Genomic DNA, 22,131 nt, shown 5'->3' with positions numbered 1-22,131 from the left:
GGCGTCGCCCGGCGGGCCACCGGAATCGGCCGATCGACGGGCCCCGGGAATCGGCCGATCGACGCGGCGGCACGCCCGGCTCGCACCCCGCCGGTTCGCCCGCCACCGGCTGCGGCGGCGCTCAGCCAACCGGTCGGCACAGCAGCACGGTGGGTGCGTCGGCGACCCGGGTCAGCACCAGGCTCGCCGCCTCCGGGCCGGCCAGCCGCAGGTCTCGCCGCAGCTTCTCCGGCTCCAGCGCCGAGCCGCGCTTGAGGATCTCGACCCGGCCCACCCGGCGCTCGCGCAGCAGGGCGCGCAGCCGCTTCAGCGAGAACGGCAGCACGTCGGTGACCTCCAGGCAGCGGGCGAACGGCGTCTCGCCCGGCGCGTCGGCGTACAGGTAGGCGATGCTCGGGTCGGCGAGTGTGGCGTCGATGGCGTCGGCCAGCTCCGCGACCAGGTGGGCGCGGACCACCGCCGGGTCGGGGTCGTGGACGTACCGGCGGACCGGGCCGACCCTGGCCTCGACCGCGCCGGAGCCGGTGAGCTGATGGTGGGCGACCGGCACGGCGGCGGCGGTGGGGGGAGGCTCCCGCAGCAGGGTGGCGCGGCGGGGGACCGCGGCGAGCCGGCCGCACCACAGGGCGGCCTCGACCAGGTCGCCGGCCACGCTCACCCACTCCGCCTCGGCGCCCGCCGGGATCAGCGCGTGGTCGAGGCCGGGGGCCACCTTGACCACGGTGTGCGGCACCCGCTCGGCCAGGCCGGTGACGAAGTCCCACGGCGGCGAGTAGGCGTTCGGGTCGAAGATCCGCCGTCCGGTGCCGGCCCGGCGCCGCGCCGGGTCGCAGAAGACCGCATCGACCCGGGACACGTCGAACGCCGTGGCGTCGCCGCACTCCACGGTGAACGCGTCGGCCAGCCCGGCGGCCTCGGCGTTCGCGGCGGCCATGGCGGCGGTCACCGGGTCGGCCTCCACCCCGTACACCCGGATGCCGGCGCGGGCGGCGGCGAGCGCGTCGGCCCCGAGCCCGCAGCCCAGGTCGGCGAGGGTGCGCACCCCGGCGGCGCGCAGCCGGTCGGCCCGCCGGTCGGCGACCACCCGGCGGGTGGCCTGCTCCAGGCCGGCGCGGGTGAGGAACATGCCGGCGGCCTCCGGCCCGAACTTGCCGACCGCCCGGCGGCGCAGCTCCGCCTGGGTCAGCGCCGCCGCCGCGAGCCCGGCCGGGATGCCGGCCGAGCGGAGTGCGCCCGCCGCGGCCAGCGGGTCGCCGCCGGCCCTCTCGGTCGCCGCGTCGAGCGCGGCCGACCCCTCGGGGGTACGCAGGGCGGCGAACTGGTCGAGATCCACCCGCCCATTGTCCCGGCCCCGGCCGGGCTGTTCGGCTGCGGGCCGTCAGGGGTCCGTGCATCGGGTCATGGTTTCGCCGTGGGCCTTGACTAGCCAACGGTTTGCGTTAGCCGGGTGTGGTCATCTGCCGCACCCGGCACCGTTGATCAGGCGGCGAACTTGCCGGCCCTGCTTCTGCCTGATGCCGCCACCTCCCGTACGGGAGGCGTTGGGTCAGCCCGGGGTGTCCTCGTCCGCTGGCGGCCGGGGACGGCGGTAGTCCCGGATGTACGCCTCGACGTCTGACCGCAGCCACACCGAGCCGCCGATCAGCTTCTGAAACGGCGCTGGGAATTTGGGCAGCAGGATGATCTGCCGGAACCGCGACCGGCTCACGCGCAGCATCTGCTGAATCTCAGCCGCTCCAACGAGCGGACCCGGGACTTCCTCCTCGCCCATGACCCCGAAGGTAGGCACAGTAGGTCCTACCCCTTAGGGCCTGCCCTAGCTGACAGGGGGCGTTCGGCGGGTGTGTGATCGGTGGCGCGGTACCCCCGCCCTGGTGGAGGCGGAGCCCGGTGGGGCGGGGTGCCGCAGAAACGGAGGCACCGATGGCGCTGCATGACGCCCGACACCCCGGCAAGGTCGTGAGGGTCCCCGGGTTGGCAGGTCCCAGGGGATACGTGCGCCTACCGACATCGTCGGCCCCTGCCGGGTCGGTCTTCGCCGGGTCGGCCCCGTCGGTGAGCCGGTCGAGGATGGCGTGCGCGGCCGGGGTGTGCGCCATCGGGTCGGTCCACCCTCCGTCGGCCCCTTTGGAGCTGCCCCGTTTGTGCTACCGGTGGAGCGGGCGCGTAAACGGGGCAGCTCCAAAGGGGCCGACAGGCAGATCCCCGACCGGATGCGGGGGGGTAACGGGCAATCGTCCGGCCGCCACCCGGACTGCCCGAAGCGCGGGGCGGCATGGGGCGGCGTGCGGCAATCTTCCGGGGCATTCGCGGGAGCGGAGACAGGGACAGCGCAGGACCGGCGAGACCGTGACCAAGGCCCTGGCCAGGATCTCGGATCATCCTCAAGCAGCGGGACAGGAGTCCCGGAGGCTGGATGAACCTCGGGCGGGAATCGGCGCCCAGCGACTTTGCCGAGGCCCTGGCGGACTGCCCCAGCGGCAGTGCCTCTGCGGTCACAGTCTCCCAGCGGGGGTTGGTGACGGTGTGGCGAGGTGGTGTCGGCGTGTCGCGGCTACGAGTGGCGGAATTGTGGCGGCTCTGCGGCGACACGACGGGCGGCGCGCTGGCACTCTCCTTGACGGAGTGCTAGCCACGGCCTAACCTGCGATTAGCACTCTCCCATCGAGGGTGCCAGCTTCCGGGCCCATGCCCGGGCGCTGAACGCCAGGCGGACCGGCACCCGCGACGACGGCCCCGCCCGGTGGCATGTGGCAGATTGACGCTGGTCGGCCCCGTCGGCCAGCAACGAAACCAATACCCCAGGAGGGTATGCCCGTGACTACCGCGACCAAGGTTGCGATCAAGCCGCTCGAGGACCGGATCCTGGTCCAGGCGAACGAGGCTGAGACCACCACGGCGTCGGGCATCGTGATCCCCGACACCGCCAAGGAGAAGCCGCAGGAGGGCACCGTCCTCGCTGTCGGCCCGGGCCGGATCGACGACAAGGGCAACCGGATTCCGGTTGACGTCGCCGTCGGCGACACCGTCCTCTACTCGAAGTACGGCGGCACCGAGGTCAAGTACGCCGGCGAGGAGTACCTGGTGCTCTCCGCCCGCGACGTCCTCGCGGTCATCGAGAAGTAGACAAACCGATCAGTGTCACTGCCCCGGTCCGGTTCGCCGGGCCGGGGCAGTGACGCTTCGAAGGGACATTAATGGCGAAGATCCTTAGCTTCTCGGATGACGCCCGGCACCTGCTGGAGCACGGTGTCAACGCCCTCGCGGACGCGGTCAAGGTCACTCTCGGCCCGCGCGGGCGCAACGTCGTCCTGGACAAGAAGTTCGGTGCGCCCACGATCACCAACGACGGCGTGACCATCGCCAAGGAGATCGAGCTCACCAACCCGTACGAGAACCTCGGCGCGCAGCTGGTCAAGGAGGTGGCGACCAAGACCAACGACGTCGCCGGCGACGGGACCACCACCGCGACCGTGCTGGCCCAGGCGATGGTCCGCGAGGGCCTGCGCAACGTGACCGCCGGCACCAACCCGGCCGGCATCAAGCGCGGCATCGACGCGGCCGCCAACAAGATCTCCGAGGCCCTGCTCGAACGGGCCGTCGAGGTCGCCAGCAAGGAGTCGATCGCGCACGTGGCGACGATCTCCGCGCAGGACGCCACGATCGGTGAGCTGATCGCCGAGGCGATGGAGCGGGTCGGCCGCGACGGCGTCATCACCGTCGAGGAGGGCTCCACCCTCGCCACCGAGCTGGACGTGACCGAGGGTCTCCAGTTCGACAAGGGCTTCATCTCGCCGAACTTCGTCACCGACGTGGAGGAGCAGGAGGCGGTCCTGGAGGACCCGTACATCCTGATCACCACGCAGAAGATCTCGGCGATCGAGGAGCTGCTGCCGCTGCTGGAGAAGGTCCTCCAGAACAGCAAGCCGCTGCTGATCATCGCCGAGGACGTCGAGGGCCAGGCCCTGTCCACCCTGGTGGTCAACTCCATCCGCAAGACCGTCAAGGTCTGCGCGGTGAAGGCCCCCGGCTTCGGCGACCGCCGCAAGGCGATGCTCCAGGACATGGCGATCCTCACCGGCGCCGAGCTGGTCGCCCCGGAGCTGGGCTACAAGCTGGACCAGGTCGGCCTGGAGGTGCTCGGCACCGCCCGGCGCGTCGTGGTCGACAAGGAGAACACCACCGTCATCGACGGTGGCGGGCAGTCCAGCGAGGTCGCCGACCGGGTCGCCCAGATCCGCAAGGAGATCGAGGCCTCGGACTCCGAGTGGGACCGGGAGAAGCTGGCGGAGCGGCTGGCGAAGCTCTCCGGCGGCATCGCGGTCATCAAGGTGGGCGCGGCGACCGAGGTCGAGATGAAGGAGCGCAAGCACCGCATCGAGGACGCCATCGCCGCGACCAAGGCCGCTGTCGAGGAGGGCACGGTGCCCGGCGGTGGCGCCGCCCTGGCGCAGATCCGGTCGGTGCTCGACGACGACCTCGGCCTGACCGGCGAGGAGAAGGTCGGCGTCTCGATCGTGCGCAAGGCGCTGGTCGAGCCGCTGCGCTGGATCGCGCAGAACGCCGGCCACGACGGCTACGTCGTGGTGCAGAAGGTCGCCGCCCAGGAGTGGGGCAACGGCCTCAACGCCGCCACCGGCGAGTACGTCGACCTGGTCAAGGCCGGCATCATCGACCCGGTGAAGGTGACCCGCAGCGCGGTCTCCAACGCCGCTTCGATCGCCGGCCTGCTCCTCACCACCGAGAGCCTGGTGGTGGAGAAGCCGGAGAAGGCCGAGCCGGCCGCCGGGGGCCACGGCCACTCGCACGGCCACGGCCACCAGCACGGCCCGGGCTTCTGACCGACGCCGTACGACACCGCTCAGGGCACGCCGTCACCCCGACGGCGTGCCCTGACGCACTTCCCGCGCCGCTGACGCACTTCCCGCACTTCCCGCGCCGCTGACGTCCTTCCCGCGCTTCCCGCGCCGCTGACGTCCTTCCCGCCTCTCTGACGTCCTTTCCGCCTCCTGGCGGGTGGGCGGTGGGGGGCCCCGCTCGGCCCGGCCGAAGACACGCTTCCGCCGCAGGTCCGACGCGCCCGGCGGTCGGTCACCCCGTGGCGGGCGCGTCGGGAGCCCCGTCACCCGATGGTGGGCGTGTCGAAGGGCGGCCGAGCTACGCGACCTCCGGCGCCAGCAGCACCACCCAGCGGGGCCGGAACGCCGGTGCCCTGCGGGTCGGCCTCGGCCGCCCTAAATCCGGTGGGATCCGGCGGGATCCGGCCGGACCAGGTCACCACCGACGACGCCGCGCCCCGGCCGCCCGGGGCGCGGCGTCGTCGTGCGATGGGCGGCCGGGGCGCGGCGTCGTCGTGCGATGGGCGGCCGGGGCGCGGCGTCGTCGTGCGATGGGCGGCCGGGGCGCGGCGTTGTCGTGCGGTGGGTGCGGTCGTCAGGCGACGCTGCGCTGGGCCGGCATCGTGGACTTGTGCGGGCGGCCGAGGCGGGACTCCAGGCGGGCCACGTCGACGCGGCTGTGCCGGCGGTCGGCCAGGTCCTCCCAGCCGACCGCGAGCAGTCGTAGCCGCTCCGCCTCGCTGAAGCCGCCCCAGACGCCGTACGGCTCACGGACGGACAGCGCGTGCGCGGCGCACTCGGCGCGCACGGGGCAGGCCCGGCAGACCGTCTTGGCGCCGGACTCGCGGCGCAGGCGGGAGGAGCCGCGCTCCCCGTCCGGGTGGAAGAACTGGGCGCTGTCGCGGCCCCGGCAGGCACCGAGCCGCTGCCAGTCCCAGAGGTCGACGATGGGTCCGGGCAGCCTGCGTACGTTCGACATCAGCACCCCTCCTCCCGCGGCACCGCGGAGACTCTCAGTTGACCGGATGTCCGGGCGGCGGCCGCGCTGGCGCACCGATTTCCGGCTTGGGATTCCGGTACCCCGGCTTGCGCCGGCTCACACTTCTGTGATCGAAAACGTCGGACATTGGTCCGCATATGCCCCATCTGTCGGAAAAGTTCGGAGGATTGCTGGGAACACCCACCCCGCCCCACCCCGCCGTGGTCTGCTTCGGGTCGGAGAGGAGACCACAGTGCGTACTGTTCTCGTGTGCGTTCGAACACCGCTCGCCGCACAGCAACTGAACTCCGCGGCGGCCCGGCTCGGACTGTCCGCCGCCGTCCGTACCGCCGTCTCCGATCCCGAGGTGATGTTGCGGCTGGCGGAGGGCCCACCCGACGTGGTGCTCGCCGACACGGCGCTCACCCGGCCGGACAGCGCCGGCTTCGTGCGTCGGGTGCTGGCCCGCGCCCCACAGGCCGCGGTGCTGCTGTTGGGGGCCGAGGAGTCCGACGCGGCCGCGGCCAGCATCGGCGCCGGGGCCCGGGGCCTGATCCAGGGCACCGACCACGACCTGACCAGCGCGGTGGCCAAGGCCCTGCTGCTGCTCTCCGCGCCGGGCCGGGCGACCCGGCGCCGGGTGGCCGACCCGGCCCGGGACGCCGCAGCCGTCGGCGGCCAGAAGCGCCCCGCCCCGGCCGGCCGTGCCCCGAACAATCCAGGCTCGGCCTGGTCGGCGGCCCAGGATGGGCCGGGCGGCGTGCCGTCGGTGGTGCCCGTGCAGCGGGGCGACGACGAGCCGGAGCCGGCCGGCGGCGAGACCGAGGAGCCGGCGAACCCCCGGCGGGCCGTCCCGGCCAGGGGCGCCCGGGGGGCGGTCGGCCTGACCGAGCGGGAGCTCCAGGTGCTGCTCGGAATGGCCGAGGGCAAGAGCAACGCCGAGATCGGCCGGGAGCTGTTCGTCTCGGAGGACACCGTCAAGACACACGCCCGCCGGCTGTTCCGCAAGCTCGGCGCCCGCGACCGCGCGCACGCGGTGGCCGCCGGCTTCCGTGCCGGCCTGGTCGCCTGAGCGCGCCGCCGGGGCCCCTGCCCGGCCGGTTCCGGTCTCAGCTACCCGGCTCGGTGTCGTCCTCGGTGCCCTCGGTCAGGGTGTCGTGCACGCCGTCGGCGTAGCCGCGCGCGTAGTCCCAGGTGACGTAGTGGTCCGGGTCCGGGTCGTAGGCCGGCTCGTGCACCCGGGGCCGGCCGGAACTGAGCAGGTGACGCAGGTTGCCCCGGAGCAGGTCCCAGTCGAAGTAGTGCGGCTCCCGGCAGTCCTCGCACTCGATCACCAGCCCGCGCACCCCGACGGGCGCCAGCAGGGCCTGGTAGATCTCCAGATCGGCGAGGTCCTCAAGCACGTCCTGCCGCTCGACCTCGGTCAGGGGGTCGAGTGCGGCGTCGCCGTCCGGGTCGTGCAGCTCCGCCGCCGGATCGGCCGGGTCGCCGTTGAACGGGTCGATGGGCTCGTCGTGCACCCCCTCACCGTAGACCCCGTGACCACGTGCCGCCCGCCCCCGTCCGCCCGGTCACCCGGCGTCGGGGCTGACGGGGGCCGCCGTCACGCAGCGTCGACGACCGGGCCGGCTCCGGCGGGGTCGGCCCGGGCCGATGGGTACGATGACACTGACGCGCCGTCACCCGGCGTGCGCCGGTTGCCCGCGCGCGCCGCCTCGCTGAAGCCCGCCCGACCAGCTCAGGAGAGCATTCGTGGATAATTCGCCCAGCACCGTTCCGCCGGCCGGCGCCGATCACGGCGAGCTGGGCGGCCACCTGCCGGAGCTGCCCGCCGGCTCGGCCCGCGTGGTTCCGCTCGGCCTCACCTTCGACGACGTGCTGCTCCAGCCCGGCGAGTCGGACGTGGTGCCCAGCCGGGTCAACACCCGCACCCGGCTGACCCGCAACATCGAGCTGGCCATCCCGCTGCTGTCCAGCGCGATGGACACGGTCACCGAGGCGCGGATGGCGATCGCGATGGCCCGCCAGGGCGGCATCGGCGTGCTGCACCGCAACCTCTCCCTGGAGGACCAGGCGCTCCAGGTCGACCTGGTCAAGCGCTCCGAGTCCGGCATGATCACCAATCCGGTGACGGCCAGCCCGCAGGACACCCTGCGCGACGTCGACGCGCTCTGCGGCAGGTACCGGATCTCCGGGGTGCCCGTGGTGGACGGCGACGGCCAGCTCGTCGGCATCGTCACCAACCGGGACATGCGCTTCGTCTCCGAGCCGGCCACCCCGGTCCACGAGATCATGACCCGGACGCCGCTGGTCACCGCGCCCGTCGGGGTGCGCAAGGACGAGGCGCTGGCGTTGCTGCGCCAGCACAAGGTCGAGAAACTGCCGATCGTCGACGACTCGGGCCGGCTGCGCGGGCTGATCACCGTCAAGGACTTCACCAAGAGCGAGCAGTACCCGGACGCCAGCAAGGACGACGCCGGTCGGCTCCGGGTCGCCGCCGCCATCGGCGTGGGCGAGGACGCCTACAAGCGGGCCCGGGCCCTGGTCGACGCGGGCGTGGACGTGCTGATCGTGGACACCGCGCACGGCCACCAGCGGGCGGTGCTGGACATGGTGCGCCAGCTCAAGAAGGACGTAAAGATCGACATCGTCGGCGGCAACGTGGCCACGTACGCCGGGGCGAAGGCCCTGGTCGACGCCGGCGCCGACGGCGTGAAGGTCGGGGTGGGCCCCGGCGCGATCTGCACCACCCGGATCGTCGCCGGGGTGGGCGTCCCGCAGATCACCGCGATCATGGAGGCGGCCCGGGCCGCCCGCCCGGCCGGCGTGCCGGTGATCGGCGACGGCGGCATCCAGTACTCGGGTGACATCGCCAAGGCCATGGTGGCCGGCGCCGACACGGTGATGCTCGGCAGCCTGCTGGCCGGCTGCGAGGAGAGCCCCGGCGAGCTGATCTTCGTCAACGGCAAGCAGTACAAGGCATACCGGGGGATGGGCTCGCTCGGCGCGATGCAGTCCCGGGGCCAGGCCAAGTCGTACAGCAAGGACCGCTACTTCCAGCAGGACGTGCTCAGCGACGACAAGCTGGTCCCGGAGGGCGTGGAGGGCCAGGTGCCCTACCGGGGGCCGCTCTCCCGGATGGCCCACCAGCTGGTCGGCGGGCTGCGCCTGGCGATGGGGTACGCCGGTGCGGAGAACATCCCGGATCTGCACCACCGGGGTCAGCTCATCCGGATCACCGCGGCCGGGCTCAAGGAGAGCCACCCGCACGACATCCAGATGACCGCCGAGGCGCCGAACTACCACTCCCGCTGACCACCACCCCCCGAGACACCTGGAGCCCCCATGCGTGACGTGGTCGAGATCGGCCTGGGCAAAACCGCGCAGCGCGGTTACCACCTGGACGACATCGCCATCGTGCCGAGCCGCCGCACCCGGGACGTCGACGACGTCTCCACCGCCTGGCAGCTCGACGCGTACCCGTTCGACATCCCCTGCGTGGGGCACCCCTCGGACGCGACGATGAGCCCGCAGTCGGCCGTGCGGCTCGGCCAGCTCGGCGGGCTCGGCGTGCTCAACGTCGAGGGCCTGTGGACCCGGTACGAGAACCCGACCAAGATCCTTGAGGAGCTGGCCGCGCTGGGCGAGGACGCCCGCGCCACCAAGCGGCTCCAGGAGGTGTACGCCGAGCCGATCCGCCCGGACCTGATCGCCGAGCGGGTCCGTGAGCTGCGGGCCGGCGGCAGCACCGTGGCGGTCCGGGTCTCCCCGCAGCACACCCTGGCGCTGGCCCCGGTGATCCTCGACTCGGGCGTGGACATCCTGGTGATCCAGGGGACCATCGTGTCGGCCGAGCACGTCTCCACCACCGACGAGCCGCTGAACCTCAAGGAGTTCATCGCCGACCTCGACCTCCCGGTCATCGTCGGCGGCTGCACCGACTACAAGACCGCGCTGCACCTGATGCGCACCGGCGCGGCCGGGGTGATCGTCGGCATCGGCGGCGACGAGTGGTCGACCACCGAGTCGGTGCTCGGCATCCGGGTGCCGATGGCCACCGCGATCGCCGACGCCGCCGCTGCCCGCCGCGACTACCTGGACGAGACCGGCGGCCGGTACGTGCACCTGATCGCCGACGGGGACATCCAGACCTCCGGCGACATCGCCAAGGCGCTGGGTTGCGGCGCGGACGCGGTGATGCTCGGCGAGCCGCTGTCGCTGTGCGAGGAGGCCCCGGCCGGCGGCGCGTGGTGGCACTCCGCGGCCAGCCACCCGTCGCTGCCGCGCGGGGCGTTCGAGGTGGCCGGCGAGCCGCTCGGCTCGATGGAGCAGCTCCTGTCCGGCCCGGCCGACGAGCCGGACGGCCAGCTCAACCTGTTCGGCGGCCTCCGCCGCGCGATGGCCAAGTGCGGCTACCGCGACCTCAAGGAATTCCAAAAGGTAGGCCTGGTCCTAGACCGCTAACCCACCCCCACCCCACCCCCGCCCCCGGGGCCCCCCGGGCAACCCCACGGGCCGCACTTTCACGGAAAGAGTGGTTATTCCCGCCGGAATAACCACTCTTTCCGTGTATTAGGCGGGGGTGGGGACGGGAGGGGGTGGGGGCGGGGCGGGGAGTTTGGGAGGGTATGGGGTGGGTGGGTGGGGTTTTCTGAGCGTGGCGAGGTGAGTGATGGTTCGAGTGGGAGGGTGGCCGGGTCGGGGAGTTGCCGCAGGCAGCAGTGGCGCTCGGCCGAGGTCGGGGGGCGTCCGTACCGGGTGGGCGGGGCGTTCTCTGCTGGCCGGAGGGCTCGTCGTGGCCGTGCTCGCCGGCTGCACCGGGGCGCCTCCGGACCCCGACCGCCCCCGCCCCGGCCCGGTCGACGTCGGCGACCCGTACGTCCCGGGCCACGGCAACGGCGGCTACGACGTGGCCGCGTACCGGTTGCGGGTCCGCTACGACCCGGCCGACGATCGGCTCACCGGCCACGCCACGATCACCGCCACGACGACCGCCGCCCTGTCCCGGTTCAACCTGGACCTCGCCGGCCTGACCGTGTCCACGGTCCGCGTCGACGGGAAGCCCGCCCGGCACGCCCGGGACGGGCGTGAGCTGGTGGTCACCCCGGCACGCGGCCTGGCGAGGGGCGCCCCGTTCGCCGTCGAGGTGGAGTACGCCGGGGTGCCCGCGCCGGTCGAGAGCGAGTTGGGCGTCGGCGGCTTCCTGGCCACCCCGGACGGCGCGGTGGCCCTCGGCCAGCCCGAGTCGGCGGCCACCTGGTTCCCGGTCAACGACCACCCGTCCGACAAGGCCACCTACGACGTCGAGGTGACCGTGCCGGACGGGCTCGCCGCGCTCAGCAACGGGGTGCCGGCGGGGCGGAGCAGCAGCGGCGGCTGGACCACCTGGCGCTGGGCCGAGCGGGCGCCGATGGCCAGCTACCTGAGCACGCTGGTGATCGGCGACTACCGGGTGACCACGGGCACCCACGCCGGCAAGCCGATGGTCACCGCCGTCGCGGCGGGCCTGCCGGCGGACGGGCCGGCCGCCACCTCGATCGCCCGTACCGGGGAGATCGCCGACTTCCTGGCCGACCGCTTCGGGCCGTACCCGTTCGACTCGTACGGCGGGATCGCGCTCGCCGACGGGCGGATCTCGTACGCGCTGGAGACCCAGTCCCGCCCGGCCTACGGGCCGGGGTTCTTCCTCGCCGGCGGCCCGAACACCGAGGTGGTCGCCCACGAGCTGGCCCACCAGTGGTTCGGCGACAGCGTCTCGCTGGACCGGTGGGGCGACATCTGGCTCAACGAGGGCTTCGCGACGTACGCCGAGTGGCTCTGGACGGAGCACGGCGGCGGCCGGACCGCGCAGCGCGCCTTCGAGCTGCGTCACGCCGCGACCGACTGGTCGCGGCCGTCGGTGAATCCGGGCCGGGCGGACATGTTCGGTGCCGCCGTCTACCAGCGGGGCGCGCTCGCGGTGCACGCGCTGCGGCGCACCGTCGGTGACGAGGTGTTCTTCCGGATCCTGCGCACCTGGACCGCCGAGCGGCGCGGCGGCAACGCCACCACTGCGGACTTCGTCGCCCTCGCCGAGCGGGTCTCCGGCCGGCGGCTCGGCGCGTTCTTCGACGCCTGGCTCGTCGGCGGCACCGCTCCCGCCTTGCCCTGATCCCACCCGCCCTTCCCGGTCCCACCCGGCGTGACAACCCGACCACGAACGTCTCGGACCGGGCCGCCGAGGGATCCCAGCCGCCCTTCCCGGTCCCACCCGGCGTGACCGCGCCGTGGCCGGCGCTCGGTAGGCTGCCGCGGGCGGAGCGGCCGGCCAGGGTCGGGCGGTCCGGGGACCTCCGCCGGGAGGGACGACGTGATGACGCTGACCCTGCGGGGCCTGCGCCCCGGCACCGGGCTGCTGCTGGCCGTTGCGCTGGGGCTGGCCGCCTGCTCCTCGGCCGCCTGCTCCTCGACGCCGACCGAGCCGTCCGCGCCGGAGGCCGCCGCGTCGACGACCTCGGCCCGGCAGTTCAGGCCCGGCGCGGCCGGGGTGGGCGACGACTACTTCCCCCGGTACGGCAACGCCGGGTACGACGTGACCCGGTACACCGTGCGGGTCCGTTACGACCCGGCGAAGGACCGGTTGACCGGCACCACGGTCGTGCAGGCCACGGCCACCGTCGACCTGTCCTCCTTCAACCTGGACCTGGCCGGGCTGACCGTGCGGAAGGTGACCGTGGACGGCGTCCCCGCCCGGCACGCCCGCGCCGACGACGAGCTGGTGGTGACCCCCGCCGCCGGGCTGACCTCCGGCAACGGCTTCACCGCCGAGATCGGCTACGACGGCGAGCCGAAGCTGCTGCGCAACGAGGCCCTCGGCGAGGGCGGGTTCCGGGCCACCTCCGACGGCGCGGTGGCCCTCGGCCAGCCCGAGTCGGCGAGCACCTGGTTCCCGGTCAACGACCACCCCTCCGACAAGGCCGCGTACGACTTCGAGATCACCGTGCCGGAGGGGCTGACGGCGGTCAGCAACGGGGTGCCGCTGGGGAAGAGCACCCAGGCCGGCTGGACCACCTGGAAATGGGCCGAGCGCTCGCCCATGGCCAGCTACCTGAGCACCCTGGCGATCGGCGAGTTCCGGGTGACCCGCGCCGAGCACAAGGGCCGGCCGGTGTTCAGCGCGGTCACCACGAAGGTGCCGAAGGGGGCCGCGGACGCGTCGATCGCCCGCACCGTCGAGGTGGCCGACTACCTGGAGGGCGTCTTCGGGCCGTACCCGTTCGGCGCGTACGGCGGGGTGGTCGTCTCCGAGCCGGGCATCGGGTACGCGCTGGAGACGCAGAGCCGGCCGGTCTACTCGGCCAACTTCTTCCGCCGGGGCGAGAACACCGGGGTGGTCGCGCACGAGCTGGCCCACCAGTGGTTCGGCAACAGCGTGGCGCTGGCCAGGTGGCAGGACATCTGGCTCAACGAGGGGCTCGCCACGTACGCGGAGTGGCTGTGGGAGGAGCACCGTGGCGGGCGGACGGCGCGGCAGTCGTTCGACGCGGCGTACCTCGGCGCGTCCGGTCAGGTCTGGCGGACCCCGCCGGGGAAGCCGGGGGCGAAGGACCTGTTCAGCGAATCGGTGTACCAGCGCGGGGCGATGACCGTGCACGCGCTGCGCGCCGCCGTCGGCGACCGGGCGTTCTTCGAGCTGTTGAAGACCTGGGCGGCGGACAAGCGCGACGGCAACGCCACCACCGCGGAGTTCGTGGCCCTCGCCGAGCAGGTCTCCGGCAAGCAGCTCGACGCGCTCTTCGACGCGTGGCTGTACGGCACCGAGCGGCCGGAGCGGCCGGGGCCGACGCGCTGATCCGGGTCGCCCGCGCGGCGGCCCGGTGGATCGGCCGCCCCGGCACCGGTCACTTCTTCACGATCAGCTCGGGGTGGGCGGCCAGGTACTGCTCGGCGCGGCCCGCCTTCAGCTCGGTGAGGAATTTCCGGCCGACCGGCTTGAGCTGCTCGCCACGGTAGGCGCTGCCCTTGCCGACCCCCTCGCCGGGCAGGCTGACCAGGACGAGCCGGTCGGCGGGCAGCCCGCCGAGGGCGTACGCGAGGTCGACGATCCTCGGCCCGCCCGCGTAGATCAGGGTGTCGCCGAGCGCGCCGACCACCTGCTCGACCCGGTCGGGCTGCCGGGCCAGGTCCTCGCCCTGGATCTTGCGGACCAGCGCCCGGATCAGCTGCTGCTGGTGGCGCTGCCGGGCGTAGTCCCCGCCGTCCAGGCCGTAGCGCTGCCGGGCGTAGTCCAGCGCCTGCCAGCCGTTGAGGTGCTGTTCGCCCTTCTCGTAGACCATCTGCGGGCCGACGTAGCCGCCGCCGCCCGGCGCCGGGTCGCGGTGCTTGCCGTTGGGCTGCCGGTGCAGCGAGACGGTGCGCTGGTCGACGTAGACGTCGATGCCGCCGACGGCGTTCACCAGCTTCTCGAAGCCCTGGAAGGTGACCACCGCCCCGGCGTCGAAGCGCAGCCCGGTGTACCCGCTGACGGTGCTGCGCAGCAGCTCGTACCCCTGGGTGGCGCTCGGCTCCTTCGGCTTGCCGGGGACCCGGCTGCCGTAGCTCATCGCGTGGGTGAGCTTGGTCTTCCCGCCGGAGTACCCGGCCTTCGGGAAAGCGGGGATGTCGACCAGCAGGTCGCGGGGGAGCGAGAAGACGTACGCCCGGTCCAGTTCCTTCGTCACGTGCGCCACCAGCACGGCGTCGCCGTGCGGCTCCCAGCCGGGCACGCTGACCCGGGTGTCCACGCCGACCATGAGCAGGTTCAGCGGCCCGGTCACGTCGGCCCCCGGCGGCGGGGTGGGGCTCGGCGTGGCCTCCGACGGCGTGGGCGCGGCGGCGATCCGCCCCGCCCCGCGTTCGGGCTGCCGGTCGGCGGCCAGCCGGACGGCCGCCGTCGCGCCGCCCGCCACCAGGACCAGGGCCGCGAGGACCGCCAGCCCCAGCCGCCACCGCCGGCGTCCGGTTCCCGCCTGTCCGGCCATGTCACACCCCCCGCTCGTACAACGCTCCGACCGAGTCGTCGGGTTGCGGCCGCTGGGCGACGGATCGCCGGCGGCGGGGTGCATGATGCCGCGAAAACGGGCGCTGGCGCGATAGCTACCCGTCGGTAATGATGCCTTCATGCGGTACGACGTGCTCGTCATCGGTTCCGGCTTCGGCGGCAGCGTCACCGCGCTCCGGCTGGCCGAGAAGGGTTACTCGGTCGGCGTGCTGGAGGCCGGGCGGCGCTTCGCCGACGACGAGTTCCCGGAGACCTCGTGGCGGATGCGCCGGTTCCTCTGGGCCCCGCGCCTCGGCTGCTACGGGCTGCAACGGATCACCCTGCTCCGGTCCGCCGGCCGTGGGGCGGGCGGCGGGGTGCTGGTGCTGTCCGGGGCCGGGGTGGGCGGCGGCTCGCTGGTCTACGCGAACACCCTCTACGAGCCGCTCGACGCGTTCTACGCCGACCCGCAGTGGCGGGACGTCACCGACTGGCGTGCCGAGCTGGCCCGCCACTTCGACCAGGCGAAGCGGATGCTCGGCGTCACCACGTACCCGGTGCAGACCCGCGCGGACCGGGCGATGCGGGCGGTGGCCGACCGGATGGGCGTCGGCCACACCTACCACTCCACCCCCGTCGGGGTGCACATCGGCCGGCCGGGGGAGCGGGTCGCCGACCCGTACTTCGGCGGGGCCGGCCCGGAGCGCACCGGCTGCACGCACTGCGGGGCGTGCATGACCGGCTGCCGGCACGGGGCGAAGAACACCCTGGTCAAGAACTACCTGTGGCTGGCCGAACGGCTCGGCGCGCGGGTGCACCCGCTGACCACGGTCACCGCCGTCCGCCCGGCCGACGGCGGCGGCTACCGGGTGGAGACCGTCCGCACCGGGGCCTGGCTGCGCCGGCGCCGCCAGGTGTTCCACGCCGACCAGGTGGTCCTCGCCGCCGGGTCGCTCGGCACCCAGCGGCTGCTGCACGAGATGAAGGCCACCGGGGCGCTGCCCGCCCTGTCGCCCCGCCTCGGCGAGCTGACCCGGACGAACTCCGAGGCGATCCTCGGCGCGTCGGTGCCGCCCGCGCGGGCCCGCGCCGAGGGGCTGGACTTCACCGAGGGGGTGGCGATCACCAGCTCGTTCCACCCCGACCCGCAGACCCACATCGAGCCGGTCCGCTACGGGCGCGGCTCGAACGCGATGGGGCTGCTCCAGTCGCTGCTGGTCGACGGCGGCCCGCACCGGGTCCGCCGCTGGGTGGCCACCCTGCTGCGGCAGCCCGGGACCGCCGCCCGGATGCTCACCGTCCGCAACTGGTCGGAGCGGACCATCATCGCGCTGGTCATGCAGTCCGCCGACAACTCGCTGACCACCCGCTGGCGGCGCGGCCTGTTCGGCCGGCGGCTGGCCGCCGTCGCCGGCCACGGCGAGCCCAGCCCGACCTGGATCCCGGCCGGCAACGCCGCCGCCCGGCTGCTCGCCGAGGAGATCGGCGGTACGCCCGGCGGGGCGCTCACCGAGCCGTTCAACATCCCGATGACCGCGCACATCCTCGGCGGGGCGGTGATCGGGGTCACCCCGGCCGACGGGGTGATCGACCCGTACCACCGGGTGCACGGCCATCCCGGGCTGCACGTGGTGGACGGCGCGGCCGTCTCGGCGAACCTCGGGGTGAACCCCTCGCTGACCATCACCGCACAGGCGGAACGGGCGATGTCCCTCTGGCCCAACAAGGGGGAGGCCGACCCGCGCCCGCCGCTCGGGGAGCCGTACCTGCGTCTCGACCCGGTGCCGCCGGCCCACCCGGCCGTCCCGGCGGACGCCCCCGGCGCCCTGCGGCCCTGAGCGGGACGCCTCCTGACGCCTCCGGTGGGAAGGCAGCCCCCGCCGTCCGCAGGCCGGGCGCGGTACGCCACGCGGGAATGGCCGGCCGCTGCCCGGGGCGGGTGTGACTGTCGGTAGGCTTCCTGCACATGAGCACGCCTCGCCCCGTCCTTGTGGTGGACTTCGGAGCCCAGTACGCCCAGCTCATCGCGCGCCGGGTGCGTGAGGCGCGGGTCTATTCCGAGATCGTGCCGCACTCGATGCCGGTGGCCGAGATGCTGGCGAAGAACCCGGCCGCGATCATCCTGTCCGGCGGCCCGTCCAGCGTCTACGCCCCCGACGCCCCGCAGATCGACGCCGGGATGTTCAACGCCGGCGTCCCGGTGTTCGGCATCTGCTACGGCTTCCAGGCGATGGCCCAGGCGCTCGGCGGCACCGTGGCGCGCACCGGCAACCGGGAGTACGGCGGCACCCCGCTGCGCCCCCGCCTCCTCGACCCCGGGGTGCTGCTCCGCGACCTGCCGGCCGACCTGCCGGTGTGGATGAGCCACGGCGACTGCGTCACCGAGGCCCCGGCCGGCTTCACGGTCACCGCCGAGTCGGCGGGTGCCCCGGTCGCCGCGTTCGAGGACCTCACCGGCCGCCGGGCCGGGGTGCAGTTCCACCCGGAGGTCGGGCACACCGCGCACGGCCAGGAGATGCTCACCCGGTTCCTGTACGACATCGCCGGCATCGAGCCCACCTGGACCCCCGCGAACATCATCGACGAGCAGGTGGCCCGGATCCGCGCCCAGGTGGGCGACAAGGAGGTCATCTGCGGCCTGTCCGGCGGGGTGGACTCGGCGGTCGCCGCCGCGCTGGTGCACAGGGCCGTGGGCGACCAGCTCACCTGCGTCTTCGTCGACCACGGCCTGCTGCGGGCCGGCGAGGCCGAGCAGGTGGAGAAGGACTACGTCGCCGCCACCGGCATCAGGCTCAAGGTGGTCGACGCGCAGGAGAGGTTCCTCGGCGCGCTGGCCGGGGTGATCGACCCGGAGCAGAAGCGGAAGATCATCGGCCGGGAGTTCATCCGGGTCTTCGAGGCCGCCGCCCGGGAGGTCGCCTCGCACGGCGACGTCGAGTTCCTGGTCCAGGGCACCCTCTACCCGGACGTGGTGGAGTCCGGCGGCGGCACCGGCACCGCCAACATCAAGAGCCACCACAACGTCGGCGGCCTCCCGGAGGACCTGAAGTTCGCCCTGGTCGAGCCGCTGCGCACGCTGTTCAAGGACGAGGTCCGGGCGCTCGGCCTGGAGCTGGGCCTGCCCGAGGCGATGGTCTGGCGGCACCCGTTCCCGGGTCCCGGCCTGGCCATCCGGATCATCGGCGCGGTCGACCAGCAGCGGCTCGACCTGCTGCGCCAGGCCGACCTGATCGCCCGCGAGGAGTTGACCGCCGCCGGCCTGGACCGGGGCGTCTGGCAGTTCCCGGTGGTGCTGCTGGCCGACGTGCGCAGCGTCGGCGTGCAGGGTGACGGGCGCAGCTACGGGCATCCCGTGGTGCTGCGCCCGGTCTCCAGCGAGGACGCGATGACCGCCGACTGGTCCCGGCTGCCCTACGAGGTGGTCGCCAGGATCTCCACCCGGATCACCAACGAGGTGGCCGAGGTGAACCGGGTGGTCCTGGACGTCACCAGCAAGCCGCCGGGCACCATCGAGTGGGAGTGACGCCGGCTCAGCCGGCCGTCTGGGGCACCGGCTCGTCCGGCGCCCCGGGCGCGGTCGGCGGGGCCGGCGGCCAGGTGGGCTGCGGGCCGTACCCCGGGGTGGGCGACGTGCCGGGCGTCGCGGGGCCCGCCGGGTGCGGCCAGGCGGGGGCGCCGGCCGGCTCCTCCGGCATCAGGAACCACATGATCGGGTACGTCAGCGCGGCGAGCCCGCCGGTGAGCACGGTCGCGACGGCGAACCCCACCCGGACGAGGGTGGGGTCGACGGCGAAGTAGCGGCCGAGGCCGCTGGCCACCCCGGCCACCATCCGGTCGGTGGTGGGGCGGCGGAGCTGCTTGTACGGGGCCTGGTGCGGCGGCGTCGAGGTCATGTCCCCACGGTCCGCGCCGGGCGGCGCGGCGACCTCGGTGACGGCCCGGATCGTTACCCTGACCGTTCCCTGATGATCCAGTCATCAGTCAGGAATCTGACTCTTTTCGGTGCAGGTAACGCCGGCCGAGGAGAATTCCCCCCCGTGACCACCATGCTGGAGCCGCTCCGCAGGATCGCGGCATACGCAGTTTGTGCTGATTCAGTCGGCCGAGTGTTGCTGGTCCGCGCATCGGAGCGCTCCGGCACCCCCGGAACGTGGTCCCTCCCCGGCGGGGCGGTCGACCACGGGGAGGACCCGAACCACACCGTCGTCCGGGAGACCGCCGCCGAGACCGGGCTCTCGGTCGCCGTCGCCGGGCTGGACGACGTGCTCGCGGACATGCGGGCCCTGCCCGAGCGGGGCATCACCATCCACACCGACCGGCTCATCTACCAGGTCTCGGTGCGGGGCGGCACGCTCGCCGACCGGGTCGACCGGCCCACCGACCTGGCCCGCTGGTTCACCCTCACCGAGGCCCGCGAGCTGCCGTTGCGCGCGTTCACCGCGCGGGCCCTCGGCCTGCCCGCCTCCTCGGCCGACGTGGTGCCCGACGAGCCGCCGGAGTTCCCCTCCTTCTACGCGGTCCCGGGCCCGGACGGGCTGCACCGGGCCCAGCGCTTCGCCGCGTACGCGGTGGCGACCGACCCCGAGGGCCGGGTGCTGCTCACCCGGGTCTCCGACGGGTACCCGGGCGCCGGCTGCTGGCACCTGCCCGGCGGCGGCACCGACTACGGCGAGCAGCCGGGCGCGGCGCTGATCCGGGAACTGGTCGAGGAGACCGGCCAGCGGGGTCGCCTCGTCGAGCTGCTCGGCGTGGCCAGCCACCGCGACGCCGCCTCGCTCGGCCCCGAGGGCTATCCGATCGACTGGCACGGCGTGCGTGCCTTCTACCGGGTTGCGGTCGACCAGCCCGCCCCGCCCACCGTGACCGACGTCGGCGGCTCCACCTGCGAGGCCCGCTGGTTCGCCCGCGAGGAGCTCGGCGCCCTGCCCGCCGACCGGCTCACCGAGGTCACGGCCGAGGCAGTCCAGGCCGCCCGGCTCACCTGACCGCCCCGTCCCCTCAGCCCTCGCGTGGGCCCGGTCGCTCATCGGGTTGTCGCCGCGACCCGCCCTGGCGGCAGGCGATAGCTTCATGATCGACCGGGCGTGCGATCCGGGCGGACGGGGAGTGGCGCATGGAGCAGCGGCGGCGGGTCGGGGTGTACGGGGTCTGTCGGGACCAGGACGGGCGGGTGCTGCTCGTGCGGAGTTCCGACCGGGCCGGCCTCCCGGGGGTGTGGCAGCTCCCCGGGGGTGGCCTGGAGCACGGCGAGCACCCCGAGGCCGGCGTGCTGCGGGAGTTCGCCGAGGAGACCGGGCTCGCCGTCGAGGTGACCGACCTGCTCGCCGCTGTCGCTGACGTCACACCGCTGCCCGGCGCGGGCGTCACGCTGCACACCGACCGGATCATCTTCGCCGTCCGGCCAAGCGGCGGCGGTGCGCTCCGGGACGAGGCCGACGGCACCACGGACCTGGTGCGCTGGTCGAGCCCCGAGGAGGCGGCCGGGTTGCCGCTGATGCCGTTCACCGCCGAGGCGCTCGGCCTGCCGGTCACCCCGCTGCGGCCGGTCGCGCCCGGCACCGCGCCGCCACCGGCGCCGGCGACCGACCGGCACCAGCGCTTCGCGGCGTACGGCCTGGTCACCGACCCGGCCGGTCGGGTGCTGCTCACCATGATCGCGGACGGCTACCCGGGCGCTGGGTGGTGGCACCTGCCCGGCGGCGGCACCGACCACGGCGAGCAGCCGGCCGGCGGGCTGCTCCGGGAGCTGGTCGAGGAGGCCGGCCAGCTCGGCCGGGTGGTGGAGCTGCTGATGGTGCACAACCTGCACAATCCCGCCGCGTTGGGGCCGGAGGGCAGGCCGCTGGACCGGCACGGGGTGCGGGTGGTCTACCGGGTGCTGGTCGACGAGCCGACTGAGGCGCGGGTCGTCGAGCTGGCCGGGGGGTCGACGGCCGCTGCGGCCTGGTTCCCGCCCGACGGGCTCGAAGGGCTGCGCATGACCGAGGTCGCGGCCCTGGCAATCGGACATCGAGTCGCATAGCGCCCGCCCGTCGGGCCGGCATCGACCGGCTCCGGTAGGCTGTGTGGCGGGGTTGATGTAAGGAACGGGCGATGAGGCCCGGGATGGGAATAACGAGGCGGTTCGCGCGGTTTGACCGAGATGACAAGTGCCGCCGTCAGCTATCGCCAAGCCCTACTCCCCTGTGCAATGGTGTACTCCGCTTGAAGGCTGCCGGGCCAGAAGCGGTCCGGCACGAGACAGCCGGACGCCCCGCCCCGTGGTGGCCAGCCGATCCGGTGATGGAGGAAACGTGCCGAGAGCCCCCTGGCGCCGGCGTCGTACGACTGACAGTCCGCGCCCCGCAGGGCGTCGCTGGGCGGGCCCGTTGCGCCGCAGCAGCACATTCGCCCGCCAGGTGCTGCTGGTCCGGGTGGGTCGCCGCGACGGCGGCGACGCCGTCGGTGCCGACCTGGCCTCGCCCGAGCACCGCTACCTCGATCGGCAGCGCCGCCGGTACGGCCTCGACCGGTACGAGCGCGCCGAGGTCCAGGCGATCGCGCCGGTGAGCCCGGCCCTCGCCCCCAGCACCCCGGTCGACGACGCGGCGTCGATGTCGATCCCGCTGCTGCCCGGCGAGCGGACGGCGGCCCGCCGCGCCAAGTTCGCGCTGGTCAACGCCTGCACCCTGGCCAGCCTGGCGCTCGGGATCAACGCCATCTTCGTGGCCATGCATGGTGAGGTGCGCATCGCCGCGCTCCTCCTCATCGCCTGCGTCGTGTTCGACGGGCTCGACGGCGCGCTCGCCCGCAAGCTCGGGGTGGCCAGCCCGTTCGGCGCCCAGATGGACTCGCTGGCCGACATGTGCTCGTTCGGTTTCGCCGCCCCGGTGGTGGTCTACGCCTCGCTGGCCGGCGAGGCCCCGCCCGCCGCCGCCGCGGTGGCCGCAGCGCTCGTCGCCTCCTGCGCGGCGATCCGGCTCGCCCGGTTCAACGTCTCGCCGAAGGACGGCCGCTTCTTCTGCGGTGTGCCGACCACGATGGCGGCGGCCGTGCTCGCCCTGACCGTCGCCATCGGGCTGCCGCTGCCCGGTCTGGTGCAGATCGCGGGGGTGGCGCTGCTGGCCTTCGCGATGGTCTCCAGCTTCCCCTACGCGAAGCTGGCCCGGCTGGTCAAGCTGCCGCCGTGGCTCTGGCTGGCCCCGGCGATCGGCGCGCTGGTCGACGTCCGGCTGACCTTCGCCCTGGTCGTGGTGGGCTACCTGGTCAGCGGCCCGCTGCTCTGGCTGCACCAGCGCCGCACCGCCTGACCGACGATCCACCCGAAAGGGGCGCCG

General features: G+C 73.9%; 18 protein-coding genes. 12 read left to right on the top strand and 6 right to left on the bottom strand.

Features of this window, described 5'->3' with window-relative positions; all coding sequences use genetic code 11:
- Positions 1 to 121: 121 nt before the first annotated feature.
- Together GVV04_RS07010 and GVV04_RS07005 are read right to left on the bottom strand one after the other, a co-directional pair.
- A complete protein-coding gene (locus tag GVV04_RS07010) occupies positions 122 to 1,333 on the bottom strand; it encodes a THUMP-like domain-containing protein (protein WP_161685771.1) in 1,212 nt (403 codons plus the stop codon).
- A gap of 213 nt (positions 1,334 to 1,546) precedes the next feature.
- Positions 1,547 to 1,771: a helix-turn-helix transcriptional regulator gene (locus GVV04_RS07005; protein ID WP_161685769.1), complete on the bottom strand. Its 225-nt coding sequence runs from the start codon at positions 1,769 to 1,771 to the stop codon at positions 1,547 to 1,549.
- A 1,040-nt stretch (positions 1,772 to 2,811) separates the two neighbouring features.
- Between GVV04_RS07005 and groES the strand changes: the two genes are divergently transcribed.
- The gene (gene groES, locus GVV04_RS07000; protein ID WP_161685767.1) at positions 2,812 to 3,126 is read left to right on the top strand and encodes a co-chaperone GroES; all 315 of its coding nucleotides are present in this window, start codon (positions 2,812 to 2,814) and stop codon (positions 3,124 to 3,126) included.
- A 71-nt stretch (positions 3,127 to 3,197) separates the two neighbouring features.
- A complete protein-coding gene (gene groL / locus GVV04_RS06995; protein WP_161685765.1) occupies positions 3,198 to 4,841 on the top strand; it encodes a chaperonin GroEL in 1,644 nt (547 codons plus the stop codon).
- A 592-nt stretch (positions 4,842 to 5,433) separates the two neighbouring features.
- Here groL and GVV04_RS06990 read toward each other — a convergent pair.
- On the bottom strand, positions 5,434 to 5,817 hold the full coding sequence (locus GVV04_RS06990) for a WhiB family transcriptional regulator (RefSeq protein ID WP_161685763.1): 384 nt from the start codon (positions 5,815 to 5,817) through the stop codon (positions 5,434 to 5,436).
- Positions 5,818 to 6,070: 253 nt separating this feature from the next.
- Here GVV04_RS06990 and GVV04_RS06985 point away from each other — a divergent pair, with 253 nt between their 5' ends.
- On the top strand, positions 6,071 to 6,889 hold the full coding sequence (locus tag GVV04_RS06985; protein WP_161685762.1) for a helix-turn-helix transcriptional regulator: 819 nt from the start codon (positions 6,071 to 6,073) through the stop codon (positions 6,887 to 6,889).
- A gap of 37 nt (positions 6,890 to 6,926) precedes the next feature.
- Here GVV04_RS06985 and GVV04_RS06980 read toward each other — a convergent pair whose 3' ends face one another.
- On the bottom strand, positions 6,927 to 7,337 hold the full coding sequence (locus tag GVV04_RS06980; protein WP_161685760.1) for a DUF5319 domain-containing protein: 411 nt from the start codon (positions 7,335 to 7,337) through the stop codon (positions 6,927 to 6,929).
- Between the two features lie 232 nt (positions 7,338 to 7,569).
- Between GVV04_RS06980 and guaB the strand changes: the two genes are divergently transcribed.
- The 4 genes from guaB to GVV04_RS06960 all read left to right on the top strand — a co-directional run bounded on the left by guaB (position 7,570) and on the right by GVV04_RS06960 (position 13,648).
- Positions 7,570 to 9,132: an IMP dehydrogenase gene (guaB, locus tag GVV04_RS06975; protein WP_161685758.1), complete on the top strand. Its 1,563-nt coding sequence runs from the start codon at positions 7,570 to 7,572 to the stop codon at positions 9,130 to 9,132.
- Positions 9,133 to 9,162: 30 nt separating this feature from the next.
- Positions 9,163 to 10,281, top strand: a complete 1,119-nt coding sequence (locus tag GVV04_RS06970; protein WP_161685756.1) for a GuaB3 family IMP dehydrogenase-related protein — start codon at positions 9,163 to 9,165, stop codon at positions 10,279 to 10,281.
- Between the two features lie 208 nt (positions 10,282 to 10,489).
- Positions 10,490 to 11,968, top strand: a complete 1,479-nt coding sequence (locus GVV04_RS06965; protein ID WP_161685754.1) for a M1 family metallopeptidase — start codon at positions 10,490 to 10,492, stop codon at positions 11,966 to 11,968.
- Between the two features lie 201 nt (positions 11,969 to 12,169).
- The gene (locus GVV04_RS06960; protein WP_161685752.1) at positions 12,170 to 13,648 is read left to right on the top strand and encodes a M1 family metallopeptidase; all 1,479 of its coding nucleotides are present in this window, start codon (positions 12,170 to 12,172) and stop codon (positions 13,646 to 13,648) included.
- A gap of 49 nt (positions 13,649 to 13,697) precedes the next feature.
- Here GVV04_RS06960 and GVV04_RS06955 read toward each other — a convergent pair whose 3' ends face one another.
- On the bottom strand, positions 13,698 to 14,816 hold the full coding sequence (locus GVV04_RS06955) for an LCP family protein (protein ID WP_161685750.1): 1,119 nt from the start codon (positions 14,814 to 14,816) through the stop codon (positions 13,698 to 13,700).
- A 139-nt stretch (positions 14,817 to 14,955) separates the two neighbouring features.
- Between GVV04_RS06955 and GVV04_RS06950 the strand changes: the two genes are divergently transcribed.
- Both GVV04_RS06950 and guaA read left to right on the top strand, forming a co-directional pair.
- Positions 14,956 to 16,653: an FAD-dependent oxidoreductase gene (locus GVV04_RS06950; RefSeq protein ID WP_161685748.1), complete on the top strand. Its 1,698-nt coding sequence runs from the start codon at positions 14,956 to 14,958 to the stop codon at positions 16,651 to 16,653.
- A 128-nt stretch (positions 16,654 to 16,781) separates the two neighbouring features.
- Positions 16,782 to 18,338, top strand: a complete 1,557-nt coding sequence (gene guaA, locus GVV04_RS06945; protein ID WP_161685746.1) for a glutamine-hydrolyzing GMP synthase — start codon at positions 16,782 to 16,784, stop codon at positions 18,336 to 18,338.
- Positions 18,339 to 18,345: 7 nt separating this feature from the next.
- On the opposite strand, the gene GVV04_RS06940 is transcribed toward guaA, so the two are convergent.
- On the bottom strand, positions 18,346 to 18,708 hold the full coding sequence (locus GVV04_RS06940) for a PspC domain-containing protein (protein WP_161685744.1): 363 nt from the start codon (positions 18,706 to 18,708) through the stop codon (positions 18,346 to 18,348).
- A 144-nt stretch (positions 18,709 to 18,852) separates the two neighbouring features.
- Between GVV04_RS06940 and GVV04_RS06935 the strand changes: the two genes are divergently transcribed.
- From GVV04_RS06935 to GVV04_RS06925, 3 genes are all read left to right on the top strand, one after another.
- On the top strand, positions 18,853 to 19,800 hold the full coding sequence (locus GVV04_RS06935; protein WP_161685742.1) for an NUDIX domain-containing protein: 948 nt from the start codon (positions 18,853 to 18,855) through the stop codon (positions 19,798 to 19,800).
- 128 nt (positions 19,801 to 19,928) lie between these two features.
- The gene (locus GVV04_RS06930; RefSeq protein ID WP_161685740.1) at positions 19,929 to 20,837 is read left to right on the top strand and encodes an NUDIX hydrolase; all 909 of its coding nucleotides are present in this window, start codon (positions 19,929 to 19,931) and stop codon (positions 20,835 to 20,837) included.
- A gap of 346 nt (positions 20,838 to 21,183) precedes the next feature.
- Entirely contained in the window at positions 21,184 to 22,104 is a 921-nt protein-coding gene (locus tag GVV04_RS06925; RefSeq protein ID WP_161685738.1) for a CDP-alcohol phosphatidyltransferase family protein, read from the top strand.
- Positions 22,105 to 22,131: the final 27 nt, after the last annotated feature.

The organism is Micromonospora rubida (genome assembly GCF_009908295.1).
Classification (GTDB): domain Bacteria; phylum Actinomycetota; class Actinomycetes; order Mycobacteriales; family Micromonosporaceae; genus Micromonospora; species Micromonospora rubida.
The sequence above is the reverse complement of the archived record's forward strand: the minus strand, read 5'-3'. Positions and strand labels throughout refer to the sequence as shown.